The sequence below is a fragment of the Pseudogemmobacter sp. TB195 genome (assembly GCF_058313095.1).
Genome location: NZ_JBZEGG010000002.1, coordinates 1 through 12,825 on the forward strand (window position 1 = coordinate 1; position 12,825 = coordinate 12,825).

The window sequence follows — 12,825 nt, forward strand, 5'->3', positions numbered from 1 at the left end:
GGTTCTCCGCCTCAAGCTCCTTCAGCCGCTTGAGCTGATCGCGGTTCATACCGCCGTATTCCTTGCGCCATCGATAATAGGTCTGCACTGTCACTCCGATCTGTCGCACAGCATCAGAGACCGACTTGCCCTGGCCTTGCAGCACTTCAACTTGCCGCAGCTTCAGAACGATATCTTCGGGCTTCTCTCGCTTGCCAGCCATAATCTGGTCCTCCTGAAAACGGGATAAGCATATCCCTGTGGGTGGACCACTTCAGTGGGGGCATTCCAGTCAATCAGGTCAGGAATAGCGCTGGCTCTGCGTGTAATCCGTTCTACGGCCCTACGACGACGCTCTTTGGAAACACGATCCCGGCGGTCAATGAGAGATACATACTCTCCCTCCGCCACCGAGAACTTCTGATTCTGGATCGCAATTTGTTTGGTGTCACACTTAGGAACATCCAGCTGCCCTACGCGCCGCCCCTGAACACCGCCTTGGCGCACCTCAACGACATCGTCGTCCTCAAACTCAAGGGGCCGAGGGGTTTCATACTCATAGACAGCTGACTGACCCTCATCTGGGAAGCGCCTATCAAGACGAACCTGAAGCACTATGTCTTCTTCGATCTCCGCTGCACGCATCCACATACGTCTAACATCGAGCGGCCGCATGCTATCAGTAGCGATTAGATCTCCTTCTTCAAGTTCCGCTGTTACCTCAAATTCAGATACCTCTTCTTCGCCCTCCCAATCCGGTACTTCTTTCTGCGCTTCCTCCAAGGTCGCTGACTCAGGGTCAACATGGCTCTGTAGAAATCCGACAAGCGCAGCGACATCACCTCCGTGAATTCCTTGCTGAATCGAGACATTCATCGCCACGCTAGTGCCACGCCCCAGCTCCACCAAGGCCGCATCCCCAAGCTCAACCGGCTCAACGCTGCCATCCCTGATCCGCATCAGAAGGCGTTTGTTAAGGCCGGTAATCCAGAAAACTTCATGATTATCACTAGGGCGGTAGCGTTTGACCCAGAGTTTTCCGTCATCAGTCTCGAGAGATATTTCAGCGGGGACAGCACCAACTATTTGGAACGTCGGTGTTGGCTCCTTGCGTAGTTCGTAAAGGGTGTCGGCGATCGACTCGGCAATCGGGGCTAAGGTCTCGATAGGACGCCTTTCAATTTCACCTTTCGCTGTCGCAACTAGCTGCGACGAGCCAGTCGTGCCCAACATGTTCGCGAACGTCATAACAATCTTGCAAACCGCGAAACGGTCAATCTGTTGCGTTGTACAGCGTTCACGGTCTTCCGGCGCCCAAGCCGGACTACCCAACTTTCCGGGGCCGACCAAGGAAATGTCCAATGCGTCAATCAAGCAGACTTTATCATCGTAACCCACGATGACGTTCTTGGGGTGAAGGTCTCCATGCCCAAAACCGCGAGCATGAAGCGCGTCGACTGATGAGACCAAGTTTGCCAACATCGTAAGCAGAATTTCTTCGCTCGGAGCGACATACTCATCTAGAGGAGCACCATCCACCCATTCAGTGACGATGTACGGGCCTACTGGAGACAGCCCGCTTGCGACGACAGGTGCGACGCCAGCCAGCGGCATCGCTCTCAGTGCGACGGCCTCCTCGAGCATAGCAAGAAGCGCATGATCGCGACGGGCATCTCCACGGAGGAGACCATTCCAAACCTTGACGAGCGTTCGCCTCTGACCGGTGACGCTCTCGTACCTTGTAGTGTGCTGCCCGCTCGCCATTTTCCCAATTGGGGGGAACTGGACATAGGGAATTACGTCTGTTTGAAATTCATCGAGCCTCGACTGATCAATGTGTGGTCCGGATGGCGTCCTGAGTTCGCCCAGCGCCTCCGCCAATCTCCGACCATCCTCGAAGCGCTGGCCGGGGGGCGAGAGGGCTCTGTCAGTAACTTCTATCCAACCTGATGGCAGTGAATTGTTTTCACCCTCGAGTGCCGCAAGCTCACGCATCAGCAGACCGACGCTACGGACGTCACGCTCCTTCCCAGTGGCTACGGCACCGCCCCAATCTTGTTCCGGGTCCGAATAAGTGCCCAGCACGCCAAGATAGTCTGAAACGGATATATCGTCCGGGATCGTTGCCGAGAAGAACCCGGTCAACGCCATATTTGTTGGAGAACCGACCCAGACGGCGTCCCCGCCAATGTCCCGATGTGCAAGGCCGTGTGCATGTAACTCTGCGATCATCGAAGCCATCGTGTGTGCAATGTCCACGCGATGCTCGCAGGAGAGTTCAGACCCGTTGCGGGCCAAATAGCGCCTCAACGTTGTCCACCCAGTAGGAACAGAGAGAACCTGGTGATGCTCGGTCAGCACTTCGTCAGGTGCAGCACCGACTTGCTTCAATATTCCGCGTTCCGACATCCAACTCGCGCTATCCCCCAAGTAAGCGACGGCGCGCAATTCTCGATCAGCGATCAGTCTTCGCCCTCCCGGTTCGTTCAAGCCAACGGGTAACTTGTCAAACCGCCACAGCCTGAGAAGCCCTTTTACACGTTGCTCGCGTGCAAGCTGCACTCGATGTTCGCGCCAGATGTCATTACGATGAACGTAGAAATCTTCATCAGTTACCGCATAACCGTCCCATGTCATCGTTCGCGGCTGGAAATATGATCCGTTACCAAAGAGTTTTTCGAAGTCCTTGACCAGCATGTTTGGCTTGACCGATGACAATGTCACTTGCCCGAGGATCCTGTTCCGCTCCTTCTTGTTGCCGAGTAGCTTTGCTTCCTCTAAGGTGAGAACGTAGGGTTTCTCGCTGTCTGGCAGCATATCGCGAGTCGAAGTGCCCGTAAGGACGACACGAGAATCGACGTAGACTTTACTCATTGAAGGGATCTGGTTCTTCAGTATTCCCTTAATTTTCTTTGCCTTCTCATTTCCCAGAACGACAGGAGACCGTTCCCGCCGTCCTGAGTGAACCCAGAGGTCGCCTTTGGTCGTAATCGGACCATTCCAGTCTTTCAGCTCGAGCAAGACTACGCGATCATCCATGATCACGAGTAAGTCGATCTCAATCGGCGAACTGTTCTTGGGAAATGCATTAAGAGACGCATACACTAGCCAGTTAATGGGGAATTCCTTGGCAAGCGCGCCGACGCCTTTCACTTCTCGGTACTGAAGGCCAGCACTGCTTAAATATTTGACGCTGCAAGCCATATCCCCTCCGCAATCTGCTGCTGATCATCCCAAGCCTCTAGCAACTCCGACTGTGCTGCAACCCGTTCCTGCCCGTTCCTAGCCACCAAGCACCCGGTTCGCCGCGCGTTGCATGAGTGACCGCTTTCCCGGTGCTGCTGCATCTGCAATGCCGCGCTGCCGTCAGGCAGCTCCCCGCCCACTTGCGCACACGCCTCACACATCAACTCGCGGAATCAAGCTTCTACGGATCTCCTGTCCGTCCCGCCCCGGGGACGATCCAAACAGGCGGCGATACTCGCGACTGAATTGCGACGGGCTTTCGTAACCGATGGCATAGCCGATCCGCGCAACATCAGCGCTGTCGGCGAGCAGCAGGCGACGCGCCTCCTGAAGGCGTAACTGCTTTTGGTATTGCACTGGCGTCATCGCCGTCACGGCCTTGAAGTGGCGGTGGAATGTGGCGGGGCTCATCCCCGCGACATCGGCCAGTTGCCGCACGTTCAACTGATCCGAAAAGCCCTCGCGGATGCAGGTGATGGCCCGACCGATCCGCGCCATATGGCTACCTGCGAGTCCGATCTGGCGCAGCACCGGCCCCATCGGCCCGTTCAACAAGAGCCAGGTGATCTCACGCCGGATCATCGGTGCAAGGACTTCAATGTCACGCGGCCGGGCGCAGAGGGTCAGCAGACGGCAGAGCGGATCGACAAGCTCTGGCCCGAGGGCATGAACCGCCAGCGCTGCCCCGGCGGGCGCCTCTTCCGTTCCCACCAGCTCCAGCAGCAGGTCAGAGATCGTTGCGGGATCCAGCGCGAGACTGAAGGCCAGATAGGGGCGTTCCAACGTCGCTCGGGTGATCTCGGCGCGGATCGGCACTTCCATCGACGCGATCAGGCATTTGCCCTCATCATAGCGATAGGCGCGATCGCCGAGCATGCTGGTCTTGGCACCCTGCACGACAACACAAAGCGAGGGGCGGTAAACGGCATGGATCGGGCCGGTCGGTTCCGTGACTGAAGTCAACAATAGCCCATCGATCGGGGTTTCCCGGCCATGCGCCCGCCATTGGCGATCAATCAGGTCCTTGAGCGGAGAGAGGGTATTGGCTTGCATAGGCTGCAATCTAATCGCCGATGTTGCAGGCCGCACCCCGAATTCCGCGCGAATGAGAGGATCGTGCAAGGATATGCGAGGATCCGCGTCGCCGGTCCGGATGGGACAGCGCTATCTTCACGGTGAGCAGGCGGCTTTGCCCCCGGACCTGCCCTACATCGCGAAAGGAACTGCCCATGCGGTATCGCACTCTCGGCCCGAGCGGCCTTCTGGTCTCGGAACTCTGCCTTGGTACCATGACCTTCGGCGGATCGGATGGCATGTGGGGCCAGATCGGCCAGTTGCAGCAGGAGGAGGCCGACACGCTGGTCAAGGCCGCCTTTGACGCCGGTATCAACTTCATCGACACCGCCAATGTCTATGCGGGTGGCGAGAGCGAGCGGATCCTCGGTCAGGCGATCCGCAATCTTGGCATCCCGCGCGACGATGTGGTGATCGCAACCAAGGTATTGGGACCGATGGGCGAAGGCCCGAACGCCCGCGGCGCCTCTCGCGCGCATATCATGGCGCAGGCCAGGGCCAGCCTGTCGCGCTTGCAGATGGACCATATTGACCTCTACCAGATCCACGGCTTCGACCCGGTGACGCCGATTGCAGAGACGCTGGAGGCACTCGATACGCTCGTCCGGCAAGGCCATGTGCGCTACATCGGGCTGTCGAACTGGGCGGCCTGGCAGATCGTCAGGGCGATCGGCATCACTGAGGCGCGCAAGCTGGCGCCGATCCTGTCCTTGCAGGCCTATTACACGCTGGTGGGCCGCGATCTGGAACGCGAGATCGTTCCGATGCTGCGCTCCGAGGGCCTTGGCCTGATGGTCTGGAGCCCGCTGGCCGGGGGCTTTCTGTCGGGCAAATACAGCGGCGGAACGACCGCCAATGACGGCCGGAGAGCGAGCTTCAACTTCCCACCCGTGGATCTGGCGCGCGGCGATGCCGCCATCGAGGTGATGCGCGATATCGCCTCGGCCAAGGACTGCACGGTGGCGCAAGTGGCCCTCGCCTGGCTGCTGCACCAGCCGGTTGTGACCAGCGTGATTGTCGGGGCCAAGCGGATCGAACAGTTGCAGGACAATATCCGCTCGACCGAGGTGGTGCTGACCGCCGAGGATCTGGCCGCGCTCGACAGCGTAACAAAACTGCCGCCCGAGTATCCGGGCTGGATGCTGGAGCGCCAATCGCAATACCGGGCCCCCTTCGCCCCGCAAAAAGGCTGATACCCGCGCCGCGCCCCGCCGCATTTGTGGCGGGGCGGCTGTAGTATTCCGTTAACACCCGTGCTGTCGCCCCCTGCCCTATCCTTTCTGCACCGCGAGCCAAGGGAGGATGCGAGATGGCGAAGATCCTGATGATCACCGGCGATTTCACCGAAGACTATGAAACTATGGTCCCGTTCCAGACGCTGCTGGCCTGCGGCCACAGCGTCGATGCCGTCTGTCCCGGCAAGAAGGCGGGCGATACGGTCAAGACCGCAATCCATGATTTCGAGGGCGACCAGACCTATTCCGAAAAGCCGGGCCATAATTTCGCGCTGAACGCCGATTTCGACGCGGTGGATGCCGCCAGTTATGATGCGCTGGTGGTGCCCGGTGGCCGGGCACCGGAATATCTGCGGCTGAACCCCGAGGTGCTGACCAGGGTCCGCCACTTCTTCGACGCCGGAAAGCCCGTCGCGGCAATCTGCCATGGCGCGCAGCTGCTGGCCGCCGCCGGGGTTCTCAAGGGCCGCACCTGCTCGGCCTATCCGGCCTGCGCCTATGAGGTCACCGCCTCGGGTGGCACCTTCGCCGATATTGCGGTGACAGAAGCCGTGACCGATGGCAATCTGGTGACAGCGCCGGCCTGGCCCGCGCATCCCGCCTGGCTGAAGCAGTTCATGGCGATCCTCTGACATCAACGGGAAGGGAGGCCCTGCGATGTGCGAACTCTTCATCAAGGCCGATGCCGAACAATGGCAAAGCCGTACACATTCGCTCCGCATCGATGGGGTCGCCACCTCGATCCGGATCGAGAACCATTTCTGGGACACCCTGACCGAGATCGGCGCGCGCGACGGGATGACCGTCGCGCAGCTGATCACGCGGCTCTGGCACGAGGCAATGGATGCCGATCACGATCTTGGCAATTTCACCTCGTTCCTGCGGGTCTGCTGCAACCGATACCATGCCCTGATCGCAACAGGCGATATCTCGGCCAACCTCTCGGTCCCGATAGCTAATCATCCGGCGCGCGAGATCCTGGCCCGCGAAACCGCTCGCCGGAACCTGCGGGTGAACTAAGGGCGCGCTTGCTGCGACAGCACCATGCGTCAATACGACGGCAGACCGGAGGCGAGTACACCAATAGTCAGTCGCCCGGCGAGCACTGGCGACCCGTGCTTGCGGCCATTCGCTGTCGGCTGGTCTGGACCGACATATGTCGAAACAGACTTAAGAAATCGACATGTCCCAGGAATATGTCGACAGCGCAGACACTTGCTGCGAAGCGGGAGGCCACGAAGGCTCACCCTCGAAAGCCTCCATTCCTCAGAAAACGAGCCTCCTCGGCTGTGGTGTCGCGGCCGAGGATCGGATTGCGGTGCGGGAAACGGCCAAAGCGACGGATGATGCTGCGATGACCTTCGGCATGGCTCAGCCAGGGCTGGCCGAGGCGGCGGTTCAGCGCGACCGCAAGGTCCTGATCTTCAAGCGCCTCTGAATGCGAGAACGGCAAAGCGAGAAACAGCCGCAGGCCAGGGTCGAGTTCCGCCATATACCCGCGTGCTTCGGCCTGACGTGCGACGGCGCGGGCTTTGGGATCGGTCGCGTACATCCGCGCCGTACCGCGAAAGGCATTGCGAGGGAACTGATCCAGCAGGATCACCAGCGCCAGCGCGCCTTCAGGCGTTTCAATCCAGTCGTCACAGGCCCCTGCGGCGGCCTGTTCATGCAGATCGAGATAGTGCTCGCGGAAGGCGTGATCAAATGCGGGGCGATGGGCGAACCACTCGCCCCGCTCACCCGCACGCGCCCACCAGGCAACCACTCCGGTGGCAGGCGAGAGGTTCATGCTCAATGCCCACTCCCGTGACCACCACCGGCCTGCTGCGCATTGCCATGGATCAGGGCCTTGCTCTCGGCCATGCCACCGGCCTGCTCCAGCGCCATGCGCTCGGCATCCTGGGCACGGACGGTGGCAACGATCTCATCCACCACCTCGGGCGGCTCGCCCAGCCGGACCAGCGCCTCACGCCCCATGACCATTGCAGATTCATAAGTTTCGCGGATCTGGAAGGCCGCCCCATGATGCAGCAGTTCCAGCGCATGCTGGCGGGACAGGGAGCGTGACAGCACCGGCACCAGCGGGAATTCGTGGCGCGCCAGCTCGACCGTGCGGGAGATCGCATCACGGTCTGAGGCCGCGACCAGGATCAGGCTGGCATTCTGCGCCCCCGCCGCATGCAGGATATCAAGGCGCGACCCGTCACCGTAAAAGACCTTGAAGCCGAATTCGGCGGCGGTGCGGATTGCCTCGGGGTCGGTGTCGATGATCGAGACCGAATGGCCACGCGCCAGCAGCGGCTGGCTGACGATCTGGCCAAAGCGGCCAAAGCCGATCAGCAACACCCGCCCGGACAGGTCTTCCGCCGCTTCGACCCCATCCATGGATGCAACCGCTTTTGGCGCAAGCCGCCCGTGCAGGATGATCATCAAGGGCGTCAGCACCATCGAGATGATGATGATCGCGGTCAGATTGGCATTCCATTCCGGCGTCAGGATGCCGAATTGCGTGGCTGCCGCATAAAGCACGAAGGCAAATTCACCACCCTGCGCCATCAGGACCATGCGCTCGATGGCCTCGGATTTTGGTGCTTTGGTCAGACGGGCGACGCCGTAGATCACCAGCATCTTCAGGGCCATGAAGGCCGGGACCGAGATCGCGATGATGGTCCAGTTGGCCGCGATGATATCCAGATCCAGCGCCATGCCGACGCCGAGGAAAAAGAGGCCCAGCAAGAGGCCGCGGAAGGGTTCGACATCGGCCTCCAGCTGGTGACGGAAGCTTGATTCCGACAACAGCACCCCGGCCATGAAGGCCCCCATCGCCATCGAAAGCCCGCCCGCATTCATCAGAACCGCAGCACCCAGTACCACCAGAAGCGCCGCGGCTGTCATCACCTCACGCGCGCCAAAGCGCGCCAGAAGGCGGAACATCGGATCCAGCAGCCAGCGCCCCGCCACGACCAGCACCGCAATGGCGCCAAGCCCGATGGCCACCGATTGCAGCCGGTCGGCCAGGGTGGCCTCGGCGCCGCCTGGCGCAAGGAAGGCCACGATGGCCAGAAGCGGCACAATGGCCAGATCCTCGAACAAAAGGATCGCGATCATGCGCCGGCCTTTGGGCTGGGCCATCTCGCCGCGCTCTTGCAGCATCTGCATCACGATGGCGGTTGATGTCAGCACAAAGCCGGTGCCGGCGACGAAACTGGCGGCAACCGGATAGCCAAGCGCGATGCCGATCCAGATCAGCGCAAAGATGGCAAGACAGACCTGCAAGGCACCAAGGCCGAAGATCTCGCCGCGCATCGACCACAGCCGCGAGGGCTGCATCTCCAGCCCGATGATGAACAGGAACAGCACCACCCCCAGCTCGGCCACATGGATGATGGATGTGGCATCCTGGAAGAAGCCAAAGCCATAGGGTCCAATGACCAGACCCGCCGCCAGATAGCCCAGCACCGAGCCAAGCCCGATCCTGCGAAAGACCGGAACCGCGACAACCGCCGCTGCCAGCAGGACAACGACGGGCACGAGGTCAACCCCGTGATGCGCGGCCTCGGCCGCAGTGGAAACCGGATCGGCCATGATTATCCTCTCATCTGCCAGGCAATGAAAAATGCGGCACCCGAAGGGATGGTGAAGACAAGCGCCAGGATCGGCAGTTCCTGCAGGACGCTATAGCCTGCCTTCGTGACGCCGACCCACATATTGACCAGCGCCACCCCGGCCCAGACCGGCACGAACCAGCGGGCCGCCAGAGCGACCCCGGCCGCATCATGCCCCCAAAGCCGCCCGAACAGCGCAAAAACCGCCAGCAGCAAAAACCCCGCAAAAATCACCGTTGCCATATGCATCTGCGCACCCCCTTAACCCGTGATCCGCATCTCGCGGATCAGACCATCTGCCAGTGTGAAGCCGAAGCTGCTTTCGCCGGTGAAGACGCTGCTTGCCCAATGCCCCACCAGCGTGACCCTGCCGCCCGTCGCCGAGAGGCCGCGAACGGTAAGGACACCCTTCGCGCCGATCAGTTCCCGGTCGCTCCAGCCTTTGATGGCGGCGTGCCCGGAAAAGACGCGCCCCCAGTCATCCACCAGCGCATCAGGGGCAAAGCAGGCCAGAAAAACGGGGGTATCGCCCGCATTCACGGCAGCGACAAAGCGATCAAGCGGCGGGGGGAAGGTCGAGGTCATGGCAGCTGCCCTTTTGACATGAAAGTGGCCCGGCCCCTGGGGAAGGCCGGGCCGGTCGGCGGTTACTTGGTGGTGTAGCCGCCGTTCACGAGGATCGTCTGCCCGGTCATCCACCAGCCTTCGGTCACAAGGAAGCGGATCCAGGGCGCGATATCCCCGATATCGGTGAGGCCGGTTTTCGAGAAAGCCGAAAGGGCCGCTGCCGAATTGTGATAGGCCTGCGCCTCGGGCGCCTCCTGCCCGTAGAAAAAGGGCGTATCCATCGGACCGGGGCCGATGGCGGTCACCGAAATCCCTCGCTCCCCCAGTTCCTTAGAGGCGGCCCGGGTGAAATGCTCGACCGGCGCCTTGGTGCCCGCATAGCTGGCATAGAAGGGCGTATAGGCGCCCAGGAGCGACGTCACGAGGGTGCAGATCGCCCCGTTATCATTCACGGCCTTGCCCGCCTCTTTCAGGAAGAAGAAGGCCGCTTTGGCGTTCACCGCGCTCATCTCGTCATATTCGGCTTCCGAGATCTCGGCGATCGGCTTTTTCAGCACTTTGCCCACGGTGTTGATCGCAATATCGGGGCGCCCGACGGCAGCAACAGCCTCGGCAAAGAGCCGCTCCACCGCGCCCGCTGTGGTCAGATCGGCCTGGATCGCAACGGCCTCGCTGCCTGCGGCCCGGACGGCGGCCAGGGTTGCCTCGGCATCACCCGCGCTTGCCGCACTGTTGTAATGGATCACGATGGCCTTTGCGCCCAGGGATGCAAAGTCCCGCGCGAGCAGCCCGCCAAGATTCTTGGCCCCGCCTGCGATCAGGATGGTCTTCCCGGCAATGGTTCTACTGGTCATATCAACGGCTCCTCTTTGACAGGGCATTGATATGTGTTCAGATCGGATCGAATAAATCCTTCCATTCTGACCTCACCTGTCGCACAGAACGAACAATGGATCAGATCACGCTTTATCGCATCTTCACCCGTGTCGTTGAGGCGCGCAGTTTCACGCGTGCGGCCGATACGCTGCAGATGCCGCGTTCCAGCGTATCGACTGCAATCGCCGATATCGAGACACGGCTGGGCGTGCGGCTTCTGAACCGCACCACACGCGTGGTCGCGCCCACCGATGAGGGCGAAGAATTCTACGAGCGCTGTCTTTCCTGGCTGGCCGAGGGCGAGGAGATGGAGGCGATGTTCCGCAGCGCCAGCCACAGGGTCGAAGGCCGTATCCGGGTCGATCTGCCGGGGCGGATCGGCCGTCTGATCGTGGCACCAGCCCTGCCAGACTTCCTGACGCTCTGGCCTGCGATCCGGGTGGAACTGGGGATGACCGATCGCGCAGTCGATCTGCTGGGTGAAAGGGTGGACCTTGCCCTGCGGATCGGGCCGCTGGCCGATTCCGGCCTGAAGGCGCGGCGAATTGGCGAGATCGCACAGATCAATGTGGCAAGCCCCGCCTATCTGGCCCGGCATGGCACGCCCCTCACCCCGACGGATTTGTCGAAACACCTGCAGATCGCCTATGCCTCGCCCTCGACCGGGCGTGTTGCGGACTGGGAATGGCAGGAAGGCGGGCGGCTGCGCAGCGCTCCCGTCCCCTGGCGGGTCAGTGCTAACAGTGCCGAGGGCTATATCGCCTGCGCGCTGGCAGGTATGGGGCTGATCCAGATCCCGGCCTATGATGTGGCGGATCATCTGGCGCACGGCGAACTGGTCGGGGTCATGCCGGATTACCAGCCGGCTCCGATGCCCATGAACCTGCTGTTTCCCGGTGCCCCCCGCATGCAGCGCCGCCTGACAGCCTTCGCGGACTGGATGGAGGCTCTGCTGAAAATACGTATCTGTCGCTGATCCACGGTCTCAGGGGCTCCTCCGCAGCGGACCCCAGCCGTCCGAATGGCGTTGTTGCACTTATCGGAGAGGTGGATTCACGTCGTGAATCCTGCTTGTTAGGTTCGGGCTATGCCGAAGCCCTCTTCTCCCCGCTACCGCACAACGAACTGGCCTGACGACAATGCCGCCCTGCGCCGCCGCGGCTCGCTCTCGATCTGGTTCGATCCGGCGATGGTCTGGAAAGCTGTGAAGACTGGCAAGCGCGGTCACCCTGAGACCTTCTCAAAGGGCGCGATCCCGACCTGCCTCACGCTGAAGGTGTTGTTCGGCCTGCCGCTGCGGCAAACGGTGGGGCTGATCGCCAGCGTGATCGAGATGGCGGGATTGGACTGGCCTGTTCCGGACTATTCCACGCTCTGCCGACGCCAGGTATGGATTGCAGTGCAGATCCCTTACCGCCGCCCGGACGGTCCCGTGACCCTGTGGGTCGACAGCACCGGCATCAAGTTCCGCGGCGATGGCGACTGGCAGGCGCGCAAACATGGCGCATCGCGCCGCAGGCAGTGGCGCAAGGTCCATATTGGCATGGATGCACAGACCGGCGATGTCCGGGCCGTCGAATTTACGTCCAGTCGGCAAGGCGACAGCCCGATGCTGCCAGCCCTGAAGGCACAGCTCCCCTAGGATGAAGAGATCGGCTCGGTCACGGCCGACGGCGCCTATGACACCAGACGATGCCATGGCGCGATCGTCGAACGGGGAGCCGAAGCGCGCATCCCTATCCGCCGCAACGGCCGCGCCTGGAAAGAGGATTGCCCGGCTGCCCGCGTCCGCAACGACATCCTGCACGAAACACGACGCCTCGGACGAGCCAACTGGAAGCGATCGGTCGGCTACCATGTCCGAAGTCGGGTCGAGGCGCGGATGAACTGCCTCAAGGCCTTTGGCGAGCGCATTGCCTCACGCGACCCTGATCGGCAGACCGCAGAAATCCAGATCCGCATTGCCATCATTAACAAGTATAACGCTCTCGGCACCGCCGAGATCACTGCCGCGGGCTGAACGTCACGCGGGAAAGGGGCAGATCCCCTTCCAGCCGAATAGCGCAACATGTGTAACCGCCCCTTGCGCAAGAGGGATCTTCAGAGCTTCTTTTGGCGCGTCATCGGGTGCTGACATGTGTTCGGCCTTTTTGCAGCCATCTTCATGCTGCGGGCCCGTATGGTGTTCGAGGGTCGGGTCCAGATCAAAGCCGCGTGCTCGAAGGCACTCGGTTGCGCCCTGG

Annotated in this window: 12 protein-coding genes and 1 pseudogene; 5 read left to right on the forward strand and 8 right to left on the reverse strand. The window is 61.3% G+C overall.

Going from position 1 to position 12,825, the window contains the following annotated elements; genetic code table 11:
- The 3 genes from AC4FS3_RS02975 to AC4FS3_RS02985 all read right to left on the reverse strand — a co-directional run.
- The coding region (locus AC4FS3_RS02975; protein ID WP_491019309.1) for a transposase at positions 1-202 on the reverse strand (202 nt) is incomplete at its 3' end.
- Entirely contained in the window at positions 163-3,183 is a 3,021-nt protein-coding gene (locus AC4FS3_RS02980) for an NERD domain-containing protein (protein ID WP_491019310.1), read from the reverse strand. The genes AC4FS3_RS02975 and AC4FS3_RS02980, both read right to left, overlap by 40 nt.
- 195 nt (positions 3,184-3,378) lie before the next feature.
- Entirely contained in the window at positions 3,379-4,278 is a 900-nt protein-coding gene (locus AC4FS3_RS02985; protein ID WP_491019311.1) for an AraC family transcriptional regulator, read from the reverse strand.
- Between the two features lie 176 nt (positions 4,279-4,454).
- Here AC4FS3_RS02985 and AC4FS3_RS02990 point away from each other — a divergent pair, with 176 nt between their 5' ends.
- From AC4FS3_RS02990 to AC4FS3_RS03000, 3 genes are all read left to right on the forward strand, one after another.
- Positions 4,455-5,492, forward strand: coding sequence for an aldo/keto reductase (locus AC4FS3_RS02990; protein ID WP_491019312.1), 1,038 nt, complete (start codon positions 4,455-4,457; stop codon positions 5,490-5,492).
- A gap of 116 nt (positions 5,493-5,608) precedes the next feature.
- The gene (locus AC4FS3_RS02995; RefSeq protein WP_491019313.1) at positions 5,609-6,166 is read left to right on the forward strand and encodes a DJ-1/PfpI family protein; all 558 of its coding nucleotides are present in this window, start codon (positions 5,609-5,611) and stop codon (positions 6,164-6,166) included.
- Between the two features lie 25 nt (positions 6,167-6,191).
- Positions 6,192-6,554 (forward strand): ribbon-helix-helix domain-containing protein, encoded by a 363-nt coding sequence (locus tag AC4FS3_RS03000; RefSeq protein WP_491019314.1) that lies wholly within the window; start codon positions 6,192-6,194, stop codon positions 6,552-6,554.
- 223 nt (positions 6,555-6,777) lie between these two features.
- On the opposite strand, the gene AC4FS3_RS03005 is transcribed toward AC4FS3_RS03000, so the two are convergent.
- The 5 genes from AC4FS3_RS03005 to AC4FS3_RS03025 form a co-directional block, all read right to left on the reverse strand.
- Entirely contained in the window at positions 6,778-7,323 is a 546-nt protein-coding gene (locus AC4FS3_RS03005; RefSeq protein WP_491019531.1) for a DUF924 family protein, read from the reverse strand.
- A gap of 2 nt (positions 7,324-7,325) precedes the next feature.
- On the reverse strand, positions 7,326-9,119 hold the full coding sequence (locus AC4FS3_RS03010; RefSeq protein ID WP_491019315.1) for a monovalent cation:proton antiporter-2 (CPA2) family protein: 1,794 nt from the start codon (positions 9,117-9,119) through the stop codon (positions 7,326-7,328).
- Positions 9,120-9,121: 2 nt separating this feature from the next.
- Complete coding sequence (locus tag AC4FS3_RS03015; protein WP_491019316.1) at positions 9,122-9,382, reverse strand: hypothetical protein; 261 nt, start codon at positions 9,380-9,382, stop codon at positions 9,122-9,124.
- Positions 9,383-9,400: 18 nt separating this feature from the next.
- A complete protein-coding gene (locus AC4FS3_RS03020; RefSeq protein WP_491019317.1) occupies positions 9,401-9,724 on the reverse strand; it encodes a nuclear transport factor 2 family protein in 324 nt (107 codons plus the stop codon).
- Positions 9,725-9,786: 62 nt separating this feature from the next.
- The gene (locus AC4FS3_RS03025; protein ID WP_491019318.1) at positions 9,787-10,560 is read right to left on the reverse strand and encodes an SDR family oxidoreductase; all 774 of its coding nucleotides are present in this window, start codon (positions 10,558-10,560) and stop codon (positions 9,787-9,789) included.
- A gap of 95 nt (positions 10,561-10,655) precedes the next feature.
- On the opposite strand from AC4FS3_RS03025, the gene AC4FS3_RS03030 reads away from it, so the two are divergent.
- Together AC4FS3_RS03030 and AC4FS3_RS03035 are read left to right on the forward strand one after the other, a co-directional pair.
- The gene (locus AC4FS3_RS03030) at positions 10,656-11,558 is read left to right on the forward strand and encodes a LysR family transcriptional regulator (protein ID WP_491019319.1); all 903 of its coding nucleotides are present in this window, start codon (positions 10,656-10,658) and stop codon (positions 11,556-11,558) included.
- Positions 11,559-11,669: 111 nt separating this feature from the next.
- Positions 11,670-12,602: pseudogene (locus tag AC4FS3_RS03035) on the forward strand (IS5 family transposase).
- Positions 12,603-12,825 lie beyond the last annotated feature (223 nt).